The sequence below is a fragment of the Thermopetrobacter sp. TC1 genome, from assembly GCF_000746275.1.
Classification (GTDB): Bacteria; Pseudomonadota; Alphaproteobacteria; order Rhizobiales; family Aestuariivirgaceae; genus Thermopetrobacter.
Genome location: NZ_KN050828.1, coordinates 777,805 through 803,234, shown reverse-complemented (window position 1 = coordinate 803,234; position 25,430 = coordinate 777,805). Strand labels below are relative to the sequence as shown.

23 protein-coding genes and 1 tRNA gene are annotated in these 25,430 nt (G+C 61.9%); 6 read left to right on the top strand and 18 right to left on the bottom strand.

The window, feature by feature from the left end; all coding sequences use genetic code 11:
- Nucleotides 1-19 precede the first annotated feature (19 nt).
- The 9 genes from EK16_RS07320 to gloB form a co-directional block, all read right to left on the bottom strand.
- A complete protein-coding gene (locus tag EK16_RS07320) occupies nt 20-1,195 on the bottom strand; it encodes a M48 family metalloprotease (RefSeq protein WP_156098515.1) in 1,176 nt (391 codons plus the stop codon).
- Nucleotides 1,196-1,387: 192 nt separating this feature from the next.
- Nucleotides 1,388-3,340 (bottom strand): acetate--CoA ligase, encoded by a 1,953-nt coding sequence (acs, locus tag EK16_RS07315; protein WP_038035585.1) that lies wholly within the window; start codon nt 3,338-3,340, stop codon nt 1,388-1,390.
- Nucleotides 3,341-3,581: 241 nt separating this feature from the next.
- Nucleotides 3,582-4,256 carry a DsbE family thiol:disulfide interchange protein gene (locus EK16_RS07305; protein ID WP_038035583.1) on the bottom strand — a complete coding sequence of 225 codons (675 nt, stop codon included), beginning with the start codon at nt 4,254-4,256 and terminating at the stop codon, nt 3,582-3,584.
- The gene (gene ccmD / locus EK16_RS07300; protein ID WP_038035582.1) at nt 4,253-4,468 is read right to left on the bottom strand and encodes a heme exporter protein CcmD; all 216 of its coding nucleotides are present in this window, start codon (nt 4,466-4,468) and stop codon (nt 4,253-4,255) included. Before ccmD ends, EK16_RS07305 begins: the two co-directional genes overlap by 4 nt.
- Before the next feature lies 1 nt (nt 4,469).
- Entirely contained in the window at nt 4,470-5,198 is a 729-nt protein-coding gene (locus EK16_RS07295; protein WP_038035581.1) for a heme ABC transporter permease, read from the bottom strand.
- Between the two features lie 145 nt (nt 5,199-5,343).
- A complete protein-coding gene (gene zapE, locus EK16_RS07290; RefSeq protein WP_051929052.1) occupies nt 5,344-6,507 on the bottom strand; it encodes a cell division protein ZapE in 1,164 nt (387 codons plus the stop codon).
- A 21-nt stretch (nt 6,508-6,528) separates the two neighbouring features.
- Nucleotides 6,529-8,388, bottom strand: a complete 1,860-nt coding sequence (locus tag EK16_RS07285; protein WP_051929051.1) for an aldehyde ferredoxin oxidoreductase family protein — start codon at nt 8,386-8,388, stop codon at nt 6,529-6,531.
- 234 nt (nt 8,389-8,622) lie between these two features.
- Nucleotides 8,623-8,847 carry a hypothetical protein gene (locus tag EK16_RS07280; protein ID WP_197059644.1) on the bottom strand — a complete coding sequence of 75 codons (225 nt, stop codon included), beginning with the start codon at nt 8,845-8,847 and terminating at the stop codon, nt 8,623-8,625.
- A 182-nt stretch (nt 8,848-9,029) separates the two neighbouring features.
- Complete coding sequence (gloB, locus tag EK16_RS07275; RefSeq protein WP_038035578.1) at nt 9,030-9,800, bottom strand: hydroxyacylglutathione hydrolase; 771 nt, start codon at nt 9,798-9,800, stop codon at nt 9,030-9,032.
- Between the two features lie 190 nt (nt 9,801-9,990).
- On the opposite strand from gloB, the gene EK16_RS07270 reads away from it, so the two are divergent.
- From EK16_RS07270 to EK16_RS07260, 3 genes are all read left to right on the top strand, one after another.
- The gene (locus EK16_RS07270) at nt 9,991-10,788 is read left to right on the top strand and encodes a class I SAM-dependent methyltransferase (RefSeq protein WP_197059643.1); all 798 of its coding nucleotides are present in this window, start codon (nt 9,991-9,993) and stop codon (nt 10,786-10,788) included.
- 158 nt (nt 10,789-10,946) lie between these two features.
- Nucleotides 10,947-12,053, top strand: coding sequence for a histidinol-phosphate transaminase (hisC, locus tag EK16_RS07265; RefSeq protein WP_038035575.1), 1,107 nt, complete (start codon nt 10,947-10,949; stop codon nt 12,051-12,053).
- Nucleotides 12,050-13,039 carry a prephenate/arogenate dehydrogenase family protein gene (locus EK16_RS07260; RefSeq protein ID WP_081910345.1) on the top strand — a complete coding sequence of 330 codons (990 nt, stop codon included), beginning with the start codon at nt 12,050-12,052 and terminating at the stop codon, nt 13,037-13,039. Before hisC ends, EK16_RS07260 begins: the two co-directional genes overlap by 4 nt.
- A 63-nt stretch (nt 13,040-13,102) precedes the next feature.
- Here the strand turns inward: EK16_RS07260 and EK16_RS07255 are convergent, their stop codons facing one another.
- The 5 genes from EK16_RS07255 to EK16_RS07235 all read right to left on the bottom strand — a co-directional run bounded on the left by EK16_RS07255 (nt 13,103) and on the right by EK16_RS07235 (nt 17,162).
- Nucleotides 13,103-13,639 (bottom strand): hemerythrin domain-containing protein, encoded by a 537-nt coding sequence (locus tag EK16_RS07255; RefSeq protein WP_038035570.1) that lies wholly within the window; start codon nt 13,637-13,639, stop codon nt 13,103-13,105.
- Between the two features lie 88 nt (nt 13,640-13,727).
- A complete protein-coding gene (locus tag EK16_RS07250; RefSeq protein WP_038035567.1) occupies nt 13,728-14,399 on the bottom strand; it encodes a MarC family protein in 672 nt (223 codons plus the stop codon).
- A gap of 45 nt (nt 14,400-14,444) precedes the next feature.
- Nucleotides 14,445-14,843 carry a hypothetical protein gene (locus EK16_RS07245; RefSeq protein ID WP_038035566.1) on the bottom strand — a complete coding sequence of 133 codons (399 nt, stop codon included), beginning with the start codon at nt 14,841-14,843 and terminating at the stop codon, nt 14,445-14,447.
- A gap of 172 nt (nt 14,844-15,015) precedes the next feature.
- Nucleotides 15,016-15,091, bottom strand: a tRNA-Phe gene (locus EK16_RS07240).
- Between the two features lie 160 nt (nt 15,092-15,251).
- Nucleotides 15,252-17,162: a propionyl-CoA synthetase gene (locus EK16_RS07235; RefSeq protein ID WP_038035565.1), complete on the bottom strand. Its 1,911-nt coding sequence runs from the start codon at nt 17,160-17,162 to the stop codon at nt 15,252-15,254.
- A 310-nt stretch (nt 17,163-17,472) separates the two neighbouring features.
- Between EK16_RS07235 and EK16_RS07230 the strand changes: the two genes are divergently transcribed.
- Both EK16_RS07230 and EK16_RS11525 read left to right on the top strand, forming a co-directional pair.
- Nucleotides 17,473-18,822, top strand: a complete 1,350-nt coding sequence (locus EK16_RS07230; protein ID WP_197059642.1) for a lipopolysaccharide biosynthesis protein — start codon at nt 17,473-17,475, stop codon at nt 18,820-18,822.
- Entirely contained in the window at nt 18,819-19,994 is a 1,176-nt protein-coding gene (locus EK16_RS11525) for a GNAT family N-acetyltransferase (RefSeq protein WP_051929048.1), read from the top strand. Before EK16_RS07230 ends, EK16_RS11525 begins: the two co-directional genes overlap by 4 nt.
- Before the next feature lie 52 nt (nt 19,995-20,046).
- Here EK16_RS11525 and dnaQ read toward each other — a convergent pair whose 3' ends face one another.
- The 4 genes from dnaQ to EK16_RS07205 form a co-directional block, all read right to left on the bottom strand.
- Nucleotides 20,047-20,775 carry a DNA polymerase III subunit epsilon gene (gene dnaQ, locus EK16_RS07220; RefSeq protein ID WP_038035564.1) on the bottom strand — a complete coding sequence of 243 codons (729 nt, stop codon included), beginning with the start codon at nt 20,773-20,775 and terminating at the stop codon, nt 20,047-20,049.
- A gap of 29 nt (nt 20,776-20,804) precedes the next feature.
- Complete coding sequence (locus EK16_RS07215) at nt 20,805-21,926, bottom strand: 2'-deoxycytidine 5'-triphosphate deaminase (protein WP_038035562.1); 1,122 nt, start codon at nt 21,924-21,926, stop codon at nt 20,805-20,807.
- Nucleotides 21,927-22,067: 141 nt separating this feature from the next.
- Nucleotides 22,068-23,003, bottom strand: a complete 936-nt coding sequence (gene argF, locus EK16_RS07210; protein ID WP_038035560.1) for an ornithine carbamoyltransferase — start codon at nt 23,001-23,003, stop codon at nt 22,068-22,070.
- 29 nt (nt 23,004-23,032) lie between these two features.
- Nucleotides 23,033-24,211 (bottom strand): aspartate aminotransferase family protein, encoded by a 1,179-nt coding sequence (locus tag EK16_RS07205; protein ID WP_038035557.1) that lies wholly within the window; start codon nt 24,209-24,211, stop codon nt 23,033-23,035.
- 574 nt (nt 24,212-24,785) lie between these two features.
- Between EK16_RS07205 and EK16_RS07200 the strand changes: the two genes are divergently transcribed.
- On the top strand, nt 24,786-25,322 hold the full coding sequence (locus tag EK16_RS07200) for a GcrA family cell cycle regulator (RefSeq protein WP_038035554.1): 537 nt from the start codon (nt 24,786-24,788) through the stop codon (nt 25,320-25,322).
- Nucleotides 25,323-25,430 lie beyond the last annotated feature (108 nt).

Genomic DNA, 25,430 nt, shown 5'->3' with positions numbered 1-25,430 from the left:
AACAAAAATATAATGATATTTATTTATTAATATAAACCAGTGCAATGAAAAAGCACATGAGTATAAACATAGCCAACTTATAATTAGCATGAAATCCAGCCATCTTGACCTGCCCTTCATACGTTATATTTATTCCAGAATTGTTCTTATGCATCATTGATCGACTTTTTTTAATCTTATTACGCCTTTGATTCGCTTTCTTAATAACTTCTTCTGGAGAAACTCGTGCATGAAGCATAATATCCCGAAAGCGCTTTTCCAGTGGCGGATGCGTTGCATGAATGCCGTCTGTCTCGCCGACCATGCATAATGGGGCGATGAAATCGTCCCCAGGCGGGATCCATGGATTTTTCTGCATTGCCATAAGGGCATACATCAACGCTGCCGGATCATGCGTAATGTCAATCGTTTGGGCATCCCGCCCGTGATCGCGCTGGCTGCGCACCCACTGACGCATCCACAGCATACTCCAAGGGATGATGACTAAAAGAGAAATTATGATATTTATTTCCAAAGGAAAATATATCCAAGAAAATACTAGCGGTATTAAATTCATAATTGCAACATTTGTGATGCCTTCTGCTTTAACTTGTTTTATAAATTCTCCTATAAAAGCAAAAAATATTGCTTGAGCAACAATAACAAATTGCACATCTCCATTCCTCAGCCCTAATAATGCATGAGTAATAGCTGCACGCAATTCTTCTGGGCTCAAAGTGGTCAAGACTTCCGGCGTAAAGATAACAGTTGCAGAATTGGGAGACAGCCCCCAGGAAATCACGTTCAGGCCGGGTGCATCCACCATCATCAACCGAGGCTTGGCCATACCAAGCTGGATGGCCACCAATTCAGCAATTTTATGCAATTCCGGCTCTTCATCCTCAAAAATCCTTCTGGCAGGAATAAATTTTTCCACAGATCTATAATAATAAACTGCCAAGCCAAACAGCCCCAGAGAAACAACAAACCCCAATATCATAAATTTTTTATAAACTACCCAGTTAACTTCATGAATTAATAATTCATCAGAACCAAAACTTTCATGCATATTTAATGAATTAAGAGTTTGCATTGTTTTTGCAATATAACCAGAGAACAGACCAATGGTTAAACATCCCAAAAGAACAAACACGCCTAATAATATCCAAGCACGGTTCTGGCGCCATAATTGATATTGATACAACCCAATCCGCATTTCTCGAAGCTCAGCCCTCGCTCGCTATGCCAGCATGAATTTTACGTGCCATAACGTTATGCGGGATCAATTCCTATTTATGCCTGCATTATTCACCAAAATCCCTCATAAAGTGTGAACGACCGCAAACAAGAAGAGGGCGCTTCCCGCTCGGGATGCGCCCTCCTTCCGCAATTATTTCATGATTGTGGTTTAGCCGCGATTGAGGCGGTTCTCGATAAGCTCGTCCACAACGGAAGGATCAGCCAGCGTGGAGGTATCGCCGAGATCGCCATAGTCGTTGGCCGCGATCTTGCGCAAAATCCGGCGCATGATCTTGCCCGACCGTGTCTTGGGCAGGCCGGAGGCGAACTGGATGAAATCGGGGGTTGCGATCGGGCCGATCTCCTTGCGCACCCACTGCACCAGCTCCTTGCGCAGCTCCTCGCTGGGCTCATGCCCGGCCATCAGGGTCACATAGCAGTAGATGCCCTGCCCCTTGATGTCGTGCGGATAGCCGACCACCGCCGCTTCCGACACCGCCGGATGCGCCACCAGCGCCGATTCGATCTCCGCCGTGCCCATGCGGTGACCGGAAACGTTCAGCACGTCATCAACGCGGCCGGTGATCCAGTAATAGCCGTCCTCGTCGCGGCGGCAGCCGTCGCCGGTGAAGTAATAGCCCTTGAAGGTGGAGAAGTAGGTCTCCACGAAACGCTGATGATCGCCGAAGACAGTGCGCATCTGCCCGGGCCAGGAATCCTTCATCACCAGGTTGCCTTCGGCCGGGCCTTCAAGCTCGTTGCCGTCGTTGTCCAGAAGCGCCGGCTGAATGCCGAAGAAAGGCTTGGTGGCCGAACCGGGCTTGAGGTCGGTGGCGCCAGGAAGCGGCGCGATGAGAATGCCGCCCGTCTCCGTCTGCCACCAGGTATCGACGATCGGGCAGCGTCCCTCGCCAACCACGTGATAATACCACTCCCACGCTTCCGGATTGATGGGCTCGCCCACCGTTCCCAGAAGCTTCAGGGACTTGCGCGAGGTTTTCTTAACCCATTCATCACCAGCGCCCATCAGCGCGCGGATCGCCGTCGGCGCCGTGTAAAAGATGTTTACCTGATGCTTGTCCACCACCTGCCAGAAACGCGAGGGATCCGGATAGTTCGGCACGCCCTCGAAGATCAGCGTCGTGGCACCGTTGGCCAGCGGACCATAGACAATGTAGCTGTGACCGGTGATCCAGCCCACGTCCGCCGTGCACCAGTAGATATCACCGTCGTGATAATCGAAGACATACTGGTGCGTCATGCTGGCATAGACGAGATAGCCGCCGGTGGTGTGCAGCACACCCTTGGGCTTGCCGGTGGAGCCGGAGGTATAGAGAATGAACAGCGGGTCTTCCGCATTCATCGGCTCGCACGGGCACTCATCCGCCACCGCTTCATAGGCCTCGTGATACCAGATGTCGCGACCGTCCACCCAGTTGATCTCGCCGCCGGTGCGCTTCACCACCAGCACGTTGTCCACGGTCACGCCATCCTTTGCGGCAATCTCGATGGCCTTGTCCACGTTGGATTTCAGCGGAATGCGCTTGCCGCCGCGCACACCCTCATCCGCCGTGATCACGAAGTTGGACTTGCAGTCCACAATGCGCCCGGCCAGCGAATCCGGCGAAAAGCCGCCGAAGACCACCGAATGAATGGCCCCAATCCGCGCGCAGGCCAGCATGGCATAGGCGGCCTCGGGGATCATCGGCATGTAGATGGTCACCCGATCCCCTTTCTTCACGCCGTTGGCTTTAAGGATGTTGGCGAACTTCTGCACCTTCTTGTGCAGCTCGGCATAGGTGATCTTCAGGTCCTGATCGGGCTCGTCCCCTTCCCAGATGATGGCCACCTGATCGGCCCGGTCCGGCAGGTGCCTGTCCACGCAGTTGTAGCAGACGTTGGTCACGCCGTCGTAATACCAGCGGATGTGCACATCATCGTAATCGTAGGAGACATCCTTGACCTTGGTGTAGGGCTCAAACCAGTCGATGCGCAGGCCCTGCTCCGCCCAGAAGGCCTCGTTTTCCTTCACCGACTTCTCGTAGAGCTCCTCGTATTTTTCCTTGTTGATCCAGGCCTTCTTGGCCCACTCCTCCGGAACCGGATAGACCTTGCTGCTCATGGGATGTTCACCCTCCCCTCTTCTTTTTGAATACGCAAACGCGCCATTCTCGCGCCCGATGCGGCGCGAAGGTCATCGGGCATTATGCACGCGAGCCCGCCCGTGACGCAATGCGTCTGGAGTCTGACGGAGAGGAACGCCCTAAAGCGCTCGACCTGCGGCATCAGGGCCGCCGCTTCCTCTTCCAGCATACGTCACAGGGCAAGGCCACGGTCTTGGCACCATCCGGACCAAAGCGGCATCATGACCCCTTGCCGTTTTCGGCCTGCCTGCGCGCCTTCTCCAGTGCCGGCACCACCTCCTTTTCCCAGGCCGTGGGGCTCAAAGGGCCAGTGTATTTGTAAACAATGATGCCGCGCTCATCGACGAAGAAGCTTTCCGGAATGCCATAGACCCCAAAATCGATGCCGGTGCGTCCTTTACGGTCCACCCCGATGCGGCTGTAGGGATTGCCCAGCTCCTCAAGCCAGGCCAGAGACTTCTCCGGCGCGTCCTTATAAGCGATGCCAACGATGGGGATCACCTTCTTTCGCGCCAGTTCCATGAGAAACGGATGCTCCTGCCGGCAGGAGACGCACCAGGAGGCAAAGAAGCTCACCAGCTTGATACCCGGTATCGCCTTCAGATCCGCCGAGGACAGCCCCGGCACCGGCTTGCCGTCCAGAGTGCGCGCGCCGGCCAGCGGCGGCAGGTTGAACTCCGGCACCGGCTTGCCGATCAGCACCGAGGGAATATAGCGGGGATTGCCTTTGATCAGCCCCCAGACGAAGAAGGCGGAAATCACGGCAAAAGCAATCAGCGGCAGCAGCACCACCAGACGGATGCGCGGCCGCTGCTGTTCGTCATCGCCTGCCGTTTCGGCCTTCTCGGCCGGATTGTCCGCCCGGATTTCGTCCTGCTGCCGGTCCTCGCTCATGCAGTCAGCTCCTTCTGTTCGCTTTCGCTGTCCTGACCGGAAACCGCCGTCATCTTGCGCCGCCGGGGCGCGCCCATGCGTTCAAGCTCTTCAAGCCGGCGCGCGACACGGCGCCCGCGCCACCACACCGCAACGATCAGCGCCAGGACGCTTAAGAAACTCACGGCATAGGCCGCCAGCACAAAGCCGATATGCTTAGCCTGCAGATCCATCTCACCCGGCCCTCCCCACTTGTGCCAGCTCCATCTGGCGCACGCGCCGCGCCAGCACCTCGGCCCTCAGGGCATGAAGCACAAGCACCGCAGCCAGCAGCGCAAACCCGGCGATGCACCACAGAAGCGGCGTCAGGATCGTGGGGTCGATGGCCGGCCCGCCCTTGCGCAGAAGCGATGAAGGCTGATGCAGCGTGTTCCACCACTCAACCGAGAACTTGATGATGGGCACGTTGATCACGCCCACCAGCGCCACGATTCCGGCAATGCGCGAGGCACGATGCGGCTCCTCCACCGCCTGCCACACGGCGATGTATCCGAGATAGAGCAGGAAGAGCACGAACATGGATGTCAGCCGCGCATCCCACACCCACCAGGTGCCCCACATGGGCTTGCCCCACAGCGATCCGGTCGCCAGCGAGATGAAGGTGAACACCGCCCCCACCGGCGCGGCCGCCTTGGCCGCGGCATCGGCGAGCGGATGCCGGAAGATGAAGCCCACGGCATGCGCAATGGCCATGAACACGTATATGCCCATGGCCAGTATCGAGGCGGGCACGTGAATGAACATGATGCGCACCGTCTCGCCCTGCTGATAATCCGGCGGCGCCACGAACAGCCCGAGATAGAGGCCATAGCCGAGAACAAGCACCGTCGCTGCGATCAGCCAGGGCTGAACCGCCTTCTGCAGGCGCAGAAAACGCGTGGGGTTGGCCAGATAGTTGAACATCTCTTCCTCTTAAGGCTGCCTGCCGCCGTCGCCTCGCAATCTCACGCTCCCGACAAAAGAAGATGTATGGCCAATCAGGCGCGCAGGGCAACTTACCACATTGTCACGATTCCGCGAGGATATAGCCCTTGGCTCATGTTTCTGCTCATGTCTCCGCCGCATCGCGCAGGGGCGGCCAGCCGGTGCGCCGCATCTCTTCCAGCCGCGAGACCGTGCGCCCGAACATGCCTTTCAGCGGCCCTTCCGGATACAGCTCGCCGGGCTGCCCCGCCGCGGAGGCCACCAGCCGCACACGCTTGTCATAAAGTGCATCCACCAGCGTGATGAAGCGCATGGTCTCGTTGCGCTGCTCCGGCGCCAGAATTGGGATGTGATCGATAAACAGCACATGAAACCGCTCGGCAATGGCCAGATAGTCCGCCGCTCCCAGGGGACGCTCGCAGAGATCGGCGAAAGAAAAGCGCGCCGCCGAACCCGCCGCCCGCGGCACCATCAGCACCCGTCCGCCAAGATCAATGGGCAGCGGCTGTGCCTTCAGCGCCCCGATGGCGGAAAGCCACATGCGATCCATGGCCGCATCGGCATCCGGCCCCAATGGTGCCACCCAGACCTCATCGCCTGAGGGACCGCAGAGGCGATAGTCCGTCTCGCCGGTCAGGGCCACCACCTCGCAACGGGCACACAGGCTGAGGATAAAAGGCTCGAACAGCCCGCGATTGAGCCCGTCGGCATAGAGTGCATCGGGCGGCACATTGGACGTGGCCACCATCACCGTGCCCAGCGAGAAGAGATGATCGAACAGCCGCGCCAGGATCATGGCATCGGTGATGTCGGTCACCTGAAATTCGTCAAAGCAGAGCAGCCAGGCATCCTCAAACAGGATGCGCGCCACCTCCGCCACGGGGTCGGCATCCTCCCAGATGATGCCTGCCGCCTGCTTGGCACGTATGTCATGGATGCGCCTGTGCACATCCTGCATGAAGGCATGAAAATGCACGCGGCGGCGGTCATCCGGGGGCACGGGCACCGTCTCGAAGAAAAGATCCATCAGCATGGTCTTGCCGCGGCCCGGCTCGCCCCAGATGTAAAGCCCGCGCGGGGCCTCCGTCGTGCGTGTGCGTGGCGCAAACAGCCGTGAAAACAGCCCGCCGCGCCCCTGCCGCGGATCGTAATGGGCAAGCCGGCGCGAAAGATCGGCCAGTTTTTCCGCCACCCGCCGCTGCCCGGCATCGGGCTTGATCCGGCCTTCGGCGATGGCCGCCTCGAGCCGGTCGAGCAATGCCGGAGAGGATGATGCCGCCTGCGCCATGCCGCCGTTTCCGCTTCCGCCTCAGCCTTCGTTCCCCCAGGCGGGCGTTTCAAGGTCCTTCAGCCCCAGCCGTGCAAGAAGCGGCTGCACAGGGATCCCGTGCGCATCCCATTCCCGCAGGCGGTAATAGACGGGAAGCATCTCCTTCAATGCCGAAACCCGCCCGGCATTGACGCCATCCGGCGCCGGTTCCTTCAACATCCGCTCCGGCAGGCAATCATCCGCTGCCGTAAAACCGGCCTCGAGATTGAACAGCCGCTCCAGCGTGAAAATGCGCTCGCCACATTCCCGCAGGCGTTCGGCGTCCCAGTCGCCTTCGCAGGCGGCGTCCATCAACCGCGCCAGATCATCAAGCGCCCAGGCTGTTGTCGAAAACAGGCAGACGCCAAGCGTGTCGATAGCGGCGTGTTCATCCTGCGTTTCCTTCACAATGCGCGGTTTCACAGCGGGATCAGGCGTTTCAAAATCGCTGGCATAGGGATCGGCCCGCAAGTGACAGGCGCCGCGCGGGCTTGTGGCATAGGCCAGGCCCATGCCCTGCATGGCGCGCGGATCATAGCCGGGAAATTCCTGCCCCTTCACGACCATGGCCAGCTCGGGATGACCATAATGCGCACACAACCGCGCCGCCCCTTCCGCCAGACGCGCGCCAAAGCCTTCCCGGCGTGCGGTCAGTTGCACCGCTTCCACCAGCGCTTCCGCATGACCGAAACGCAGAATCAGGCCGCCCGTCTCCGTTTCATCGATAATGCCGCGCTCAAACAGCTCCATGGCCGCCGCCAGCGTGACGCCGAAGGAGATCGGGTCCATGCCCTCCTCGTTGCAGATCATGTTGGCAAAGGTGCAGGCGTCGAGATCATCCACCCCAACCATGGCGCCAAGGCCATAGGCGGATTCATATTCCAGCCCGCCCTGCGGCTTCAGGTAACGCGCCCCGAAGCGGGCGGTGAAATGATCGGGCTGGATGCGCGCAATGCGCCCGCAGCCGATGGTGCAGGCGAAACAGGCCTTGTTGCGCACCAGGTTGGGCCGCCGGCCCGGGCCGGGCGGCGTGCGCATGGCTTCCGCGGAAATGCGCTCACAGCCCTCGAAGCTGGTGCGGGTGGCATTGCGCGTCGGCAAAGAGCCGAAGGCGCAGGTCTTGCTCATCATCGCATCCGTGCCATAGACCGCCAGCCGCTCCCGCCCCGGCGCTTGCGCAAGCCGCTCCTGCAGGGCGGTCACCTCGGCCGCTAACCGTGCCGGATCATGCACGGACACCCCCTTGCGGCCGCGCACGGCGATCGCTTTCAGTTTCTTGGCTCCCATCACCGCGCCCACGCCGGAGCGCCCGGCTGCGCGGTCGCGATCGTTCATGATCGCCGCAAACCGCACTGCATTCTCGCCGGCGCGGCCAATGCCGGCCACGTGAATGTCATGCCCGTGCCGCGCTTTCAGGCGCTCTTCCGCCTCCCAGAACGATTCGCCCCAGATGAAGCCTTCCGCCGGCAGCAGGCGGGCATCATCATCGTCGATGAAAAGATAGACGGGCTGTTCTGCCCGCCCGGTGATGATGATCATGTCCCATCCGGCATGCTTAAGCGCGGCACCGAAGTGACCGCCGGAGTTGGAACAGGCGATCGCGCCGGTCAGCGGCCCTTTGGTGAGCACCACATAACGCCCCGCCGTTGCCGCCGCCGTACCCGTCAGCGGCCCGGTGGCGAAAATGAGGGGATTGTCGGATGAAAGCGGCTCTGCCTTCTGCGCTCCCAGGGCATAGAGATAGCGCGTGCCCAGTCCGCGGCCGCCGATATAGGCATCGCGCCACTGCCTGTTCAGCGGCCGCTCAAGACAGCGCCCTGCAGTGAGATCAACGTGAAGAATGCGATTGTGCCAGGCCATGGCCCCATGTCCGGAAACTCAAGGAAACCAATGAACGCGCCGCACCTTTCGGACGACACTGCGTCAGGGAGTCGCATTATGGCATGTTTACCGCTCGAAAAAAGAGGGCCGGCCATTGAAAGGAGACATATCGGCAAGACGTTTGACCAGCCTGGCATCTGGCAAGGCGAAGGACTGCTACATGAGAAAAAGACCGGGGGCGTTTTACGCCGCTTATGCCAGAAGGATCAGCGCCTAGCGCCTTGGTCTTGTGCGGAAGCGGCTTTTGAAATTGACGCGATAGCGGCGGCGGTCCGGCTGGACAACATAAACGTCATCGAACATCGAGACGGGATAGGCGCGCCAGCCGATGGGAAGGTCCGGTTCTCCGCGCACGATCTGCCCGGCCCACAGCCAGCCATGGGTTGTGGAATAGACCTTGGCGCGCATCTTTGCCTTGCCGGCCACAGCCGGCTGCATGAAGCCGCCAATGCTTAAGGCAAAACCGAACGCGAGAGCAAACAACGCGCCGGCCAACGCCTTCTTTCGCCAATGCTCAAATCGCATGCGCCGCATGCCTTCTCTCCGTTCAGCCGCCTGCCCGTGCGCCCATCCGGCTCTTCCCGCCGAACCATGACCCGCAAAACCCGCAAGCGACAGGCTCAGAAATTGTCCTTGCGCTGGCGCAATTCGGCAAAGACACGGTAGTTTTCAACACCCATCATGTCCAGGTTCTCCCGGATCTCGATGCTCTCCGGGCGCAGGAAGGGATTGGTCTCCTTTTCCCGCGCGATGGTCACCGGAATCGTCGGCTTGCCGGCGCGCAAGAGCTCCCGCACTTCCGCGACGCGTTCCTGCAGGGCCTTGTTGTTCGGCTCCACCGTCAGGGCGAATTCGCCATTGTTCAGGGTGTATTCATGCCCGCAGAACATCAGGGTCTCATCCGGCAAATGCCGCAACAGATCCAGGGAATGCCACATGGTTTCGGCATCACCCTCGAACATGCGGCCACAGCCCAGCGAGAAGAGGGTATCGCCGGTAAACACCGCCTTCTGATCACAGATGTAATAGGCGAGATGCCCCAGGGTATGCCCCGGCACGGCAATGACATCGAACTTGTGATCACCGAGGCTGAAACCGTCACCATCGCGCAAGCCGCGATCCATGCCGGGAATGCGCCCCTCATCATGCTTGGGGCCCAGGACCTTCGCGCCGTATTTCTCTTTCAGCGCCAGGTTGGCATCCACGTGATCATGGTGATGATGGGTGTTGACAATCAGGTCGAGCCCCCAGCCCTCCTTCTCAAGCTCCGCGTCAATGGGGCCGAATTCGGGCGTGTCCACCACCATGGTCTGGCCGCTTTCCGGATCGTGCACGATGAAGGCGTAATTGTCCGTCCGGCAGCGGATGATGCGGATATCGAGAACGCTCATGGCGTAATCCTCCCAAGGGCCTAAAGCGGGCGCATTCGCCGCGTTTCCTCTTGTTGTCATATATGGAACAATGCGCCGCGCGCGGGAAGTGCACCGGTCACAAAACCATAAAGACCGCACGCGCGCGCAAAATCCCGGTTTTCTCCTGGTGAAAGGATTGGAAAAAGGGGCGAGAGACCTCATCGGGGACATGAGCATCGACGTTCTGCAGCTGCAAAGGTTCTATGCCACGTCCCTGGGCGGTGCGACCCGGCATCTCATCGCCCGGGCCCTGCGCCAATGCACGCGCCCGCCGGCCGATGCCCGTGTTCTCGGCCTCGGCTATGCCGCCCCCTGGCTGGAGCGCTACCGCCGTGACGGGCGTGCACCGCTTGCCTTCATGCCGGCGCGGCAGGGTGTCGTGCACTGGCCAAAGGGCGAGGCCTCGCTCACCGCCCTTGTCGATGAGGCCGCCCTGCCCCTGCCCGATGCCAGCATCGACCTCGTGCTCACCGTGCACGGCCTGGAACTGGCCGAAAATCTCTCAGGGCTCCTTGCGGAAATCTGGCGCGTGCTGGCGCCGCAGGGGCATGCCGTTTTTGTTGTGCCCAACCGCCGCGGCCTGTGGGCCCGCGCCGAGAAGACCCCGTTCGGACACGGCCGCCCCTTTTCCCGCGGCCAGCTGGAAAGCCTGCTCACCAATGCCGGCCTGCAGCCGGTCCGGTTTCTGCCCGCCCTGTTCATGCCGCCGGTGGATCGCCCCGTGTTCGTGCGCTCCGCCCCGGCGTGGGAGCGCATCGGCTTATCCCTCTGGCAGGGCTTTTCCGGTCTTCTGGTCGCCGAAACGATCAAGCGCGTACCCGCCCTGCGCAAGGAGAAGGATTCCGCTTTTGCCTGGTCACGGCTCGATCCGGTGGCGCAGCCCGCGCTCAATCGCCGGCCACATCCCCCATCCGTCTTCCGCGCCACCAACCCCTTGAACAGCAAAGACGGCAGGGGTATGCCCTGACTGTCCTCAACACAGGCCCGGGGCCGATCATATGCGGCACGGGGGCGGATGGCATCACAAGGCGAGCTTGGCAGCCTCGCCCGGACGAAGGCCATCGCGGGCCTGAGCGTTGAGGGCGGAGTTTGCGCGCATGAACCAGTGTGAGGGATCAAAACGTCATGACCATGCCGAGCCCGCGCAAGGGCGTTCTTGACATCGCCCCCTACATTCCGGGCAGCTCCAAGGCGGAAGGGGGCGAAAACGTCTTCAAGCTCTCGTCCAACGAATCGCCCCTCGGCCCCTCGCCGCGGGCGCTGGCGGCCGTGCAGGCGCTGGATGCCGAAGCCATCGTCCGCTATCCCGATGATGCGCCTGTGGAACTGAGAAACGCCATCGCCGCCCGCCATGGCCTCAATCCGGACAACATCGTTCTCGGAAACGGCTCGGACGAACTGCTCACGCTCATGGCGCAGGGGTATCTCGCAGCCGGTGATGAAGCCATCTGCAGCGAACATGGCTTTCTCGTCTATCCCATTGCCATTCGCGCCGCCGGGGCAACGCCGGTCTTCGCGCCCGATCATGATGATCTCACCGCCAACGTGGATGCCATTCTTGAGCGCGTCACCGAGCGAACGCGCCTCGTCTATCTGGCCAATCCCAACAACCCCACCGGCACGTACCTGCCCATTTCCGAGGTGCGGCGGCTGCACGCCGGGCTGCCGGAATCCTGCATTCTTGTCATCGATGCGGCCTATGCCGAATATGTCCGCCGCAATGATTACGAAGCCGGCATCGAGCTTGTTTCCTCGGCCGAGAACGTGGTCATGACCCGCACTTTCTCCAAGGCCTATGGCCTGGCCGGGCTGCGGCTGGGCTGGCTTTATGGCCCGTCCCATGTCGTGGACGTGCTCAACCGCATTCGCGGGCCCTTCAACGTCAACGCCGCAGCCCTTGCTGCGGGGCTTGCCGCGCTCGAAGATACCGAGCATCTGCAGAAGGCCGTGGAACACAATGACCGCTGGCTGCCCTGGCTCACCGAGGAGATCGAAAAGCTCGGGCTGAAGGTCACGCCTTCGGTCGCCAATTTCCTCCTCATCCATTTTCCTGATGAGGAAGGCCGGCGCGCGCCCGATGCCTATCGCTTCCTCTCCCGGCGCGGCTTGATCCTGCGCGGCATGGGCGGCTATGGCTTTCCCAACGCCTTGCGCCTCTCCATCGGCACCGAGGAGGCCAACCGGCGCCTGATCGAGGCCTTGCGCGATTTTCTTGAAGGACAGGGGGCATGACCAACGAAGCAAAGGCATCCGCCAGCCGCCCGCAGGCAAATGAAAGGAGCGGGCAGGCGGCGGCCGCAAAGCCGAAGGAGAAGCCCTTCTTCGAAAAGGTGGCGCTGATCGGCCTTGGCCTGATCGGCTCTTCTCTTTCGCATGTCATGCGCCGCGAAGGCCTGGCCGGCACCATCTCCGGCGCCGCGCGCAGCGAAAAGACCTTGCGCCGCGCCGCCGAACTCGGCCTTGCCGACAGCTTTCATCAGGATCCGGCAGAGGCGGTGCGGGATGCCGATCTTGTGTTTCTCAACGTGCCCGTCGGGGCCATGGGCCCGGTGGCCGAACGCATCAGGCCCGCGCTTAAGAAAGGCGCCATCCTCACCGACGTCGGCTCGGTGAAACAGTCGGTCATCCGCGATGTCTCCCCCCACGTGCCGGAGGGAGTGCATTTCATTCCCGGCCATCCCATCGCCGGCACCGAACAGTCCGGCCCCGACGCCGGCTTTCCCGAGCTGTTCGAGAACCGCTGGTGCCTGCTCACCCCCCTGCCCGGCACCGATGAGAAGGCCCTGGACAGGCTCACGCGCTTCTGGCAGGCCTGCGGCTCGCACGTGGAAACCATGGACCCCGCCCATCACGACCTCGTGCTCGGCATCACCTCGCACCTGCCGCATCTGATCGCCTACAACATCGTAGCCACGGCGGCGGATCTGGAGGAGGTGACCGAATCGGAGGTCATTAAGTATTCCGCCGGCGGCTTTCGCGATTTCACGCGCCTGGCCGCTTCCGATCCCGTCATGTGGCGGGATGTGTTCCTCAACAATCGCGAGGCGGTGCTGGAGCTTCTCGGCCGCTTCATGGAAGATCTGCACGCCCTGCAGCGCGCCATCCGCTGGGGCGAGGGTGACAAGCTCTATGAGGTCTTCTCCCGCTCCCGCCGCATCCGCCGAGAAATCATCGAGGCCGGACAGGACACGCCCGCACCCAATTTCGGCCGCCGCTGATCCTGCCGGAAAAACCCGTCAGCCTTCTTATGTGGCTATGCGGCGCTCGGAGAAACGCGCAAGTCACGTCTCACAGGCGCGCAACAGGCTCTCCACCCGGGCCACATCGCGGCATAGCGGCGTTTTCTCCGTCTCGCCGCGCGCTTCCTTCGCCGCCGCTTCGAGCTGTTCCCGTGTCAGTTCTTTTCGAGCCAGCGGCAGGAATTCCTCTTCCTCCATGGCGAGATGATACTTGAACCGCGCGATGAAATTGCGGGTCATGGCCACAAAGGTTTCGCGCGAAACCTCAATTTCCATCAAGATGGACTCCAGCGCCTGCGCCATGGTGCGCAGCTGTTCGCCCATGCGCGCATGCTCCGCTTCCAGATTGACCTCCGCCGCCGCTTCCGGTGCCGCCTTGGCCAGATACCGCTCCAGCACCGCCTCGCGCGGATGATGACAGGCCGCCGGCCAGGTGAGCAGGAAGTCGAGGATATCGCGGATCAGCTCGAAATCCGGCCGCTCCCCGCGGGCAAAAACATCCACTTCCTGCTCAAGTCGTTTCAGCAGCCGCGAGAGAATGCGATGCTCGGCATGAATGTCGTCGATAATGTCCGCCATGTTTTCTTCCCTCCCCAGTCGGGGAGTTTACAGGGCCGCGCAAAGCCCTGTCCAGAACGGCAGCTCGGATACGCCTTCAGGCGCAACGTCAGCCGGCCATGAAGCCGGCCGTCTTAAATCCCGTAATGACGAACTGAACCGCCAGCGCCGCCAGGATCATGCCGAGAATGCGGGAAATCGCCCGTGTCGCCGTTTCGCTCAGCAGATGCCCGAACCGCACCACCATCAGAAACATGATCAGGGTGGCCGCCAGCACGATGATCAGGATGAGAATGATCACCAGCTGCTGCCACACATGCCCGGCGTGCGCATCCATGAGCAGAATGACGGATGTGATCGCGCCCGGTCCGGCGATCAGGGGAATGCCCAGCGGAAACACCCAGACATCCTCGGCGCGCTCATCAGCATCCTCGGTTACGGCCGCCACCTCGTGCGTGGCCTCTTCCACGTTCCGTCGCCGCCGCTCGCTGCGTTTTTCAAAGAGCATCTCCATGGCCATGACAAACAGCAAAAGCCCGCCGGCGATGCGAAACGCCGGCAGCGAAATGCCCATGAGCTTGAGCACGCCTTCGCCGAACAGGGCAAAAAGCAGCAGCACGCCAAACGCCAGTGCCACGGAACGGATCGCCACCATCCGCCGCGCCTTCGTGGACATCTCCGCCGTCAGCGCCGCGAACATCGGCGTTAATCCCAGCGGATCGATGATCACGAACAGGGTGGCAAAGGCCGGCGCCACCAGGGATCCCCACCATTCAGGCATGAATGCGCCCCATCACGATTGCAGATGTTTCATATCCTAAGAGATTCATTTCACGGACACATCCCGCCGCGCCGCCCGGATGGAGACGGCATAGCCCGCCGCCACATCCATGAAGCAGATGATGACCAGCATGAGAAACCAGGCATTGCCCGCCTGCGGCACCAGCAGGAATTCCACAAGTGCCAGCACGAACACGCCCGTGGAGAGAATGTGATCGAGAATGGAAAGATTGCTCGTGCCTGTGCTCTTGAGCGTTTCGAAAAAGAGGATGAGAAGCGCTGCGATGAGCAAAATATCGCCCATGGTGATCTCCAGCAGCGCGCCGGAGGGCATCACGAATTTCAGAAGGATGCTCTCAAGGGAAACCCCCGGCATCCAGAACACCACATTGAAAGCGGCCAGCACGAAAGTGAGCAGCGGAAAAGCCGATATCGCCCGCAGCATGGATCCCCTCCCGCACAAGATGTCATGGGCGCTCCCCCCTCAAGGCCGCATGCTGACAGAATCGTCCGTTCCTTACAAGCCGCCTGCCAGCGGCCACATGCCCGGACGTGCTTGCGGATGAACCTTAAGAGAACCGCTGGAAGGAATGTGGGAAAAACGGATGGAACGGAAATGGTGCCTGGGGGCGGAATCGAACCACCGACACGCGGATTTTCAGTCCGCTGCTCTACCAACTGAGCTACCCAGGCCCATATGGTGCGAGAACATCGCTCTCATCCCCTGGTACTGAAGGGGACCTCAAGGCACCCGCCGGAAAGGTGCGCGGTGTGCAAGCGGCGTTATAGAGAAAGCTGCCGCCCCTTGCAAGCACCTTGCGCACGCTTGCCCGACATCGCTTTCATCGGGGCTTCATTCCCTGTCCAGCACGCCCCTTTCCGAAAGCACCTGCGTGATCTCGTCAAGAATGGCCGGATCGTCGATCGTCGCCGGCATCTTCCATTCCTCGCCATCGGCGATCTTGCGAATGGTGCCACGCAGGATCTTGCCGGAGCGCGTCTTGGGCAGCCGCGCCACCGTCATCACCAGCTTCAGCGAGGCCACCGCGCCGATCTTCTCCCGGATCAGCTGCACGCATTCGCGCTCCACCTCCTCCGGCGCCCGCGAAACACCGGCCTTCAGCACGATGAAGCCGATCGGTATCTGCCCTTTCAGCGTATCGCGGATGCCGACAACCGCGCATTCCGCCACATCCGGATGCGAGGCCAGTACCTCCTCCATGCCACCGGTGGAAAGCCGGTGCCCGGCCACGTTGATGATGTCATCGGTGCGGGCCATGATGTAGAGATAGCCATCCTCATCCACATAGCCCGCATCGGCGGTCTCGTAATAGCCCGGGAAGCGCGAGAGATAGCTTTCACGGAATCGTTCGTCGTTCTGCCACAATGTGGGCAGGCACCCCGGCGGTAGAGGCAGTTTTACGCAGATCGCCCCCAGTTCGCCCGCGCCCAGCTTCTCGCCATTCTCATCGAGAATATCGACGTCATACCCCGGCATCGGCACACCGGGCGAACCGTATTTCTGCGGCAGGAGGCCAAGCCCCAGCGGATTGGCGGCAATGGCCCAGCCCGTCTCCGTCTGCCACCAGTGATCGATCACCGGCACGCCGAGATGCTTTTCCGCCCATTGCACGGTGTCCGGATCAGCCCGTTCACCGGCCAGGAACAGCGCCCGGAATCCGGAAAGATCATACTGGCGAATGAGCGCGCCATCCGGATCTTCCCTCTTGATCGCGCGGAAGGCCGTCGGCGCCGTGAACAGCACCCGCACACCATGCTCGGAAATCACCCGCCAGAAGACACCGGCATCAGGAGTGCCCACCGGCTTGCCCTCGAAGACGATGGTGGTGCAGCCATGCAGCAGCGGGCCATAGACGATATAGCTGTGGCCGACGACCCAGCCCACGTCGGAAGCGGCCCAGTAGACCTCCCCGGGTTCGACGCCGTAGATGTTGGACATCGTCCACTTCAGCGCGACCATGTGCCCGCCGTTGTCGCGCACCACACCCTTGGGCTGGCCCGTGGTGCCGGAGGTGTAGAGGATATAGAGCGGATCGGTGGCCGCCACCGGCACGCATGCGGCGCGATGATCGCGCGCGCGCGCCTTGTTCATCAGCTCCTGCCAGTCATAGTCCCGCAGCGGGATCATGCCCGCCTTGCGCTGTTCGCGCTGCAGGATGATGCAGGTATCCGGCTTGTGCGAGGCGATCTCGATGGCCTCATCCAGCAACGGCTTGTAGGGCACGATGCGGCTGGGCTCGATACCGCAGGAGGCAGAGACGATGAGCTTGGGATGGGCATCATCGATGCGCGTGGCCAGCTCCTTGGCGGCAAAACCGCCAAACACCACCGAATGCACCGCCCCGATGCGGGCGCAGGCCAGCATGGCGATCACCGCCTCGGGCACCATCGGCATGTAGATGATCACCCTGTCCCCCTTCTCCACGGAGAAATCGCGCAGGATCGCCGCAAACAGCTCCACCTCGTCCAGCAGCTCGGCGTAGGTGATGATCCGCTTGCTTCCGGTGATGGGAGAATCCCAGATGATCGCCGGTTGATCGCCCCGCCCGGCCTTCACGTGCCGATCCACACAATTGTAGCACGTGTTGCATTCCGCCCCCACGAACCAGCGTCCGTAAACGCCCTTCTCCGGATCGAACACCTTTTCCCAGGGCTTGTACCAGTCGATCTCCTCCGCCGCCTTGGCCCAGAACCCTTCCGGATCCTTTTTCCAGCTTTCATAGACCTCATGATAGCGGCTCATCGTCTTTCTCCCTCCCTCTGTCTCGCCAAATCAGGCCTGCGGCCGGCTGGATGAAACGCTTTCGGCAACACCTGCCTCATTGAGGCGAGTGTTGCGCAGATCCCCGCAAAGCGACAAGTGGCAAATGGTGTAACGGCTTGCTTTAACCGCCTGAAAACCAAGCGGAGAAATTGTTCTGAACTTTCAGCATTTGCTCACGTTTTGCCGGCAACAGTGTCCCATGGTCAGGGGGAATGCCGGCAGTTTCTTTTTGGGAATGCGTATTGTGATGAAACGCTTGCGGGGTCGCATATTGAGGCTGCTTGTCAAGGTGCCGGAACCGCTGCGCAGCCTGCTCACCGGCAGCGGTGAGAACGGCCGCGACGGCGCCGGTGCCCTTTTCTCATTCGGCATCCGCGTCGGCTCCGCCGTTATTGCCTTTGTCGCCCAGGTGCTGCTCGCCCGCTGGCTCGGCGCCTTCGATTTCGGCATTTACACATTCGTCTGGGTCTGGGTGAACGTTTTGGGCTCGATCACCACCCTCGGCCTCTCCATCGCCGCGGTGCGCTTTCTCGCCGAATATGCCACCCGCGGCGATGATGCCCACACCCGCGGCTTTCTCAATTTCGGCCGCTTTCTCACCTTCACGGCCGGCGCCATCGTCGCCGCGCTGGGCATTGCCGTGCTTTATGCCTTCGGGCCGCGCATGATCGATGACCATTACATCCGCCCCCTGATCATCGGCCTGCTCTCCCTGCCGGCGATTGCCGTCACTGATTTTCAGGACGGCGTCGGGCGCGCCCGTTCCTGGATCGCCATCGCCTTCATTCCGCCCTACATCATGCGCCCGCTGCTCATCCTGGGCGGCATCGGCCTCATTCTCCTTTTCGGTGGGCCGCGCACCGCCACGGTGGCCGCCATTGCGCTCACCGCCGCCAGCTGGCTGACCATGACCGTGCAATACATCATCCAGCAGCGGCGTTTCGGCCGCGAGCTGAAGGACCGCACCGTGCGCTATCGCCCGCGCCAGTGGCTGTCGGTGGCCTTGCCCATGCTGCTCATGGACAGCTTCGCGCTGCTCATGCTCAATCTCGACGTGATGCTGCTGGAGCGCTTCGTGCCGCCGGACAAGATCGCCGTTTATTTCGCCGCCGCCCGCACCATCACGCTGATCGCCTTCATCCACTTTGCGGTCACCGCCGTGGCCATGCCGCGGTTTGCCGCCTCCTATGCCGAGCGTGACAGCGAGCGCGCCATGCGCCAGCTCGCCCGCTTTCGCAGCTGGATGCTCTGGCCTTCCCTGGCCGCCGCCACCTTCATTCTCGTTCTCGGCAAGTGGATTCTGGCGCTGTTCGGGCCGGAATTCCCGGTGGCCTGGCCGCTGATGTTCATTCTCGCCCTCGGCTACATCGCCCGCGCCGCGGCAGGGCCGGCGGAATCCATGCTCGTGGTCTCAGGGCACCAGAACTACACCGCCCTCATTACCGGTGTCGCCGCTTTTGTGAACGCCACCCTCAATCTCGCCCTCATCCCGCATTTCGGGCTCACCGGCGCAGCCCTGGCCACTTCCATTGCCTACACCCTGCAGGCCGCCTTCTATGCCATTGCCGCCAACCGCGTGCTTGCGGAAGGCTTCGGCCATGCACCGCCACCGCCTGACGGAGCCAAGGAGAGGGCATGAACGTCATCGCCAGAATACGCGGTGTGCCGCAGCTTCCGGAAACGCTGCTGGGCTGGTGGGATGCGCTGGAGCACAAGGCGGCAGAACCGGCCTTCACGGCCACACGCCCCTGGCTGCATGCAGCACTCACCCATCTGCCGGCTCATCGTCGCCCCCGCCTTCTCTCCGTTGCCGCGCAGGACGGGCTGGGCCTTGCCGCCATCACCGGCGTTCGCGAAGGCTGGCGCTATGGCGGGCTGGGGCGCATCGCATCCACCTGCTGGGTCTCCTTTTTCTGTCACGGCGTTCCGCTCATTGATGGCAGGCGGCCAGAATGGGCCGTTGCGGCTCTCCTGGAAAATCTTTCCGAAACCGGTGCCGCTCTTGCCGAATTTCCCTCCCTGCCTCTGCATGGCCCCTTCCTGAACACCCTGCGCACTGTAACGGCAAGGGAAGGGCTTTCTCTCGTCCTGATGAAAACGTGGGAGCGTGCCTTCCTCGATGCCACACAGACGCCGGACGAATGGGAAACCGCCATCCCCCGCAAGCGCCGCAAGGAATGGCGCCGCCTGCGCCGCCGCCTGCAGGAGCGGGGCGAGACCGTCTTCGAGGTCATCACGGCGCAAGACGATGCCGCCGCCTGGCTGGATGAGTTCCTGCTTCTTGAACGTTCCGGCTGGAAGGGCCGGGCCGGCACCGCCATTGCCTGCGATCCCGCACTCACCGCCATGGTCCGCGATGCCCTGTCGCAATATCATGCCGAAGGGCGCCTGCGCTTCTGGCGCCTGCGCCATGCGGGCCGCACCATCGCCAGCCTGTTCGGCCGGGTGCACAAGCGCACGCTTTTACTGGACAAGATCGCCTATGATGAGGATTTCGCCGCCTTTTCCCCGGGCGTTCTGCTCACCCTGCACGCCACCCGCAGCCTGATCGATGATCCCGATGTCGATGCCGCCGATTCCTGCGCCATCCCGGATCATCCCATGATCAATCACATCTGGAAGCAACGGCTGGCCATGGCCGACGTTCTTGTGCAGCTGCCCGGCACCGGCCACACCCGCACACAGATGCTCATCGCGCTGGAAAAATGGCGCCGCGCCGCCCGCGAGCGCGCCAAGGCTCTCTGGCATGCCAGCCGTGCGCCCTGGCCACGCAGATGCAGATCATGGCGCCGCAACTATCACCACAGGTGAGGATGGCCATGCCACCGGCGGCTCTCAATACCGCTCAGCCCTCCTTGCGCAATCATCCTTCCTTGCGCAAATCGCCTTCAAGATAGCGCCGCCAAAGCGCGTTTTCGCCAAGGCTTTCCACGAATTCGGCATGGCGCCTGCGATCATCCGCACTCAGGCGCGAAGGCAAAGGCCGCGGGCGCGCACCATAGCGGGCGGCAGCACCGGGGGTTACGTGCGTTTCCACCACGCCGCCTGGCATTTCCCTTTCGCCGAAAGACAGGCCAATCTGCCGCCCGCCGATCAGTTCCACATACACTGCCGCCAGAAGCTGCGCATCGAGAAGCGCCCCGTGCAGGTCGCGCGCGGAATTGTCCACGCCAAAGCGCCGACAGAGCGCATCCAGCGTGTTCTGCGCGCCCGGAAACTTGCGCCGGGCAATTTCCAGCGTGTCGATGCACCGCTCCGGCGGAATGGGCTCGCGCCCGACGATGGACAGCTCCCAGTTGAGAAAGCCCCTGTCGAATTCCGCGTTGTGAATGACCAGGGGCGCATCCCCGATGAACTCCAGAAACGAGTCCACCACATCGGCGAAACGCGGCTTGTCGGCCAGGAATTCCGCCGTCAGCCCGTGCACCTTTACCGCATCTTCCGGAACATCCCGCTCCGGATTGAGATAGACATGAAAGGTGCGGCCGGTGGGAATGTGATTGTTCAGCTCCACCGCGCCGATCTCGATGACACGGTGGCCCTCCTGAGGTTTCAGGCCCGTGGTTTCGGTATCCAGACAGATCTCGCGCATATTTGTCTGTTTCTGCCGCCTGCGGAATTTCAGGACAAGGGCCGGAAATGCTTGGACAATTTCAGGCCCTGTTTCTGATAGTGCGAGCCGATCTCCTGTCCATAGACGAACTCCGGCGCCTCGCTGAGCGGCTCATAGACCAGCCGCCCCACGATCTGCCCGTCTTCGAGAATGAAAGGAACCTCCCGCGAGCGCACCTCCAGCACCGCCCGCGATCCTTCGCCGCCACCTGCCGCGTGACCAAAGCCGGGATCGAAAAAACCGGCGTAATGCACGCGGAATTCGCCGACCATGGGATCGAACGGCACCATTTCCGCCGCATGATCCGGCGGCACCCGCACCGCCTCCTTCGAGGCAAGAATGTAGAACTCTCCCGGCTCCAGTACCAGCGGCCCGCGCCGGATGATGGGCTCGAAATAATCGAGCGGATCAAGCGCGCCTTTGCGATCAACATCGATCAGCCCGGCATGGCGCCGCGCCCGAAAACCCACCGGCTGCGTTATATCACCTCCGGCCAGATCCACCGTCAGCGCCACGCCATCGCCGATGATACGAAATGGCCCTTCCGTCACCAGCGGTTCGCGCTCATGCAGCGCACGCAGGAACGTCTCGCCGCGCTGAGGCATGCCGCTGCGGAACCGGATCTGCGACAGCCGCGAGCCTGCCCGCACCAGAATGGGAAACGTGCGCGGGCTGACCTCAAGATAAAGTCGCCCCGCATACCCCGCCGGCAGCTGATCGAACGTGGCGGCGCGCTCGCCGATAACCCGGGTGAAAACGTCGATTCGCCCGGTCGAACTCTTCGGGTTGGCCACGGCCGAGACCGTATCAGGCAGCGCAAGAGCTTCCTGAAGCTCCACGATGTAGACACAGCCGGTTTCCAGCACCGCCCCTTCGGTCAGGGAGAAGGCATGCAGGGCCAGATCCTCAAGCCGCTCCGCCACCGTGCGCTTCGGCCCCGGCAGAAAGGAGGCGCGCACCCGCCAGGCCCGTTCGCCAAGGCGCAGATCGAGACTGGCCGGTTGAATCTGGTCATGATCCAGGGGCGTGGCCGCCGTGATCTGCCCTTCTTCCACCATGCGGCGGATGACATGCGCCGGAAGGATGCCCTCCTTCCCCGGATTCGCCGCCTGCCCTGCTGCCTGCGCCATGTCTGGATCCGCTTCCGTGGCCTGTCTTACGTAAACCAGAGAAACAGGCGCCCGGCCGCTGTCCTGTCAACGGAAATCGCAACGCCCCCGTGCGCTTGTCAACAGCTTCTTCTCCACAGCCTGTGGATGATCCGACCCGCCTCACAGGCGCCCCAGGCAGAAGAGCAACACGGCCTTCTGGGCGTGAATGCGGTTTTCCGCCTCATCGAAGACGACGGACTGCGGCCCGTCGATCACCGCATCGGTCACCTCCTCGCCGCGATGCGCCGGCAGACAGTGCATGAAGATGGCATCATCCTTCGCCGCCGCCATCAGCGCCTCGTTCACCTGATAGGGGGTAAGATCGGCGATGCGCTTTTCCTTCTCCGCCTCGCTGTGATGCATGGAGATCCAGGTATCGGTCATCACCACATCCGCATCGCGCACCGCCTCCTCGGCGCTGTCAAACAGCAGGATCTCCCCGCCATGGGCCTTCGCCCAGTCCAGAATTTCCGCATCCGGACGATACCCCTCCGGCGCGCCGATCTTCATGCGCGCGCCGAGCAGGGTTGCAGCCTCGATCCAGGAGCGGGTGACGTTGGCACAATCGCCAACCCAGGCAATGGTCAGCCCCTCGATCCGCCCCTTGTGCTCGAGGATGGTCTGGGCATCGGCCATGATCTGGCAGGGGTGGGACAGATCGGTCAGGCCGTTGATCACCGGCACGCCGGTGTAACGCGCCAGCTCTTCCGCCCGCTCATGCCCGAAAGTGCGCAGCATGATCACGTCCACCATGCGGTCAAGCACCCGGCCGGTATCGGCAATGGTCTCACCACGGCCAAGCTGCATGTCACCGGCGTTGAGCACCATGGTCTCCCCGCCGAGCTGGCGCATGGCCACATCGAAGGACACCCGCGTGCGCGTGGAGGGTTTTTCGAAAATCATCGCCAGCAAATGACCGGACAGCGGCGCATCGGCATCCGGCTTCGCCTTCGGCCAGCCCAGGCGCGCCTTCTTGCGCCGCATGGCCTCGTCCAGCATCCCCTCCAGCTCTTCCCGCGAAAAATCGCGGATGTCGATGAAGTCACCACCACTCATGACCCATACTCCTGAAAAAGCCCCGGGGCTCACTGAGCCGCAAGCCGCATCGCTGCCCGCTCAAGCCGCACCAGGCCCTCGTCCATCTCCTCAGCCGTGATGACCAGCGGCGGCATCACCCGCACGACATTGTCCGCCGCGCCGATCACCAGCACACCTTCATCAAGCGCAGCCTTCGTCACCTCCGTGTTCGGCACCGCGCAGGCAAGCCCCAGCATCATGCCGATGCCGCGCACGCCCTTGAACACCGCGCCGTGCGCCGCCGCCAGCCGCCCCAGGCCCGCCTGCAGCCGCTCCGCCTTGCGCCGCACCTCAGGCAGGAATGTGTCATTTTCCAGTATGTCCATCACCGCGTTGCCCACCGCCATCGCCAGCGGATTGCCGCCGAAGGTGGAGCCATGCCGTCCTGCCGTCATGCCCTTGGCCGCTTCTGCCGTTGCCAAGCAGGCACCAATGGGAAAACCGCCGCCCAGGGCCTTGGCCAGCGCCATGATGTCCGGCTTCACCCCCGCCCACTCATGGGCGAACATCCGCCCCGTGCGCCCCATGCCGCACTGCACCTCATCGTAAATGAGCAGTGTGCCGGTCTCATCACAGATGCTGCGCACATGTTCGAGAAAGGCCGCCTCAACCACGCGCACACCGCCCTCGCCCTGCACCGGTTCGATGAGGATGGCGGCGGTTTTCTCGTTTACGGCGCGTGCCACCGCCTCGTAATCATGCAAGGCCAGCTGCATGAACCCGGGGCAGGCCTCACCGAACGCCTCCGTATGCGCCTTGCGCCGCCCCGCGGCAATGGTGGCCAGGGTCCGGCCATGGAAACAGCCCTGGAAGGTGATGATCGTCTGCCGCTCCGGCTGTCCATTCTCGAAGTGATAACTGCGCGCGGTCTTGATCGCGGCCTCCAGGGCCTCGGCCCCGGAATTGGCAAAGAACACCGTCTCGGCAAAACCCGATGCGGCAATCAGGCGCCGGGCCAGACGCTCTCCTTCCGGAATGCGATAGAGATTGGAAACATGCCAGAGCTTGCGCGCCTGCGTGCACAGGGCCTCGACCAGATGCGGATGCGCATGACCGAAGCTGGTCACCGCCACGCCCGCACCGAAATCGATGAACTCACGCCCGTCCTCGGACCACAGGCGTGCGCCCTCGCCCCGCACGAAGGCGACATCATGACGGGCATATGTGGGCATGACGGGGGAAGTCATCTCCAGCACGCTCCTGTCGATCCGTTGCGTTTCACAGAACTAAAGCCGCGATCCGGCCGCGTTATCCCGGCACTGGCAGTCGCATGGCGATGCGCAAATCCATGAAAGGCGCCATGCAGGCCGCCGCCACAATCAAAAATGCCGCCGGGACGGGCACGGCGGCGAACGAAAGCTCCTTATAAGCCTCCCCCTTCCTTGGGTCAATCTCTGCTGCTTGCGCATCTGCCGCAACAGGGCGCGATGCGAACATACGAGATACAAAAGAAAAACAATTTTTTCGGAGCGCGCGCATTCCCGGGGCAAAAGCCCCGCTAGTCAGTCATTCTTCACAGGTGAGTCAGAACGCCGCATGGACGGTGATTCGTTCCGTCGTTTAACGTTTTGTTTACCAAGACTGCCGGGGCAGGAAAACTGGGGATAAAAACCCGACGTTTCTTGTTCTGCCAGGGCGGTGTGAGTAGTTTTTGGGGCGAGAGCGCCTGAACTGAGAAAATAGTAATCCAGTAAACATCGATAAATCTGCAATTGTGTCCGCAAACGACTTGTTTGCGGCAAAGGGGTGAGGATTCTCGTCATGGGCAGGAAAAACAATACCTGGACAGAAGACCGTGTCGTTCTTCTGAAAAAACTCTGGATGGAAGGCTTGAGCGCCTCCGAGATCGCCAAGGAGCTTGGCAACAACATTTCGCGCAACGCCGTCATTGGCAAGGTGCACCGCCTCGGGCTGCCGGCCCGCGCGCCCGCCCGTCGCGGCAACAGCACCGCACGCACCGCCGGACAGATGCCCAAGGCCGGCACGCAGCGCCAGAAGGCCGCGGCCCGCGCCGCCACTGCGCCCGCCGCACGCAGCAATGTGGTGCCCAAGGAGGAAATCGAGGAAATGCTGCAGGCGGCGACCAACACCCTCACCGCGAATGCGCAGGAAACCACCGTCACCGAGATCACCCGCGGCCGCATCAGCGACATCATGGAGCTCAACCGCCATACCTGCCGCTGGCCCTTTGGCGATCCTGGCGAGGAGGATTTCACCTATTGTGGCGCCCGGGTGAGCGAAGGCCTGCCCTATTGCGAGCACCATGCAAGCATTGCCTATCAGGACCGCCGCCGCTGATGTGAGGGCAATTCGCCGCGCCTTTTCCATCAGGGCGCGATGATCAGACCAGCATGGGGCCGGGAAAGCCTTCCGGCCCCTTTTTCCATGCCTTTTGGGCCTTTGCCG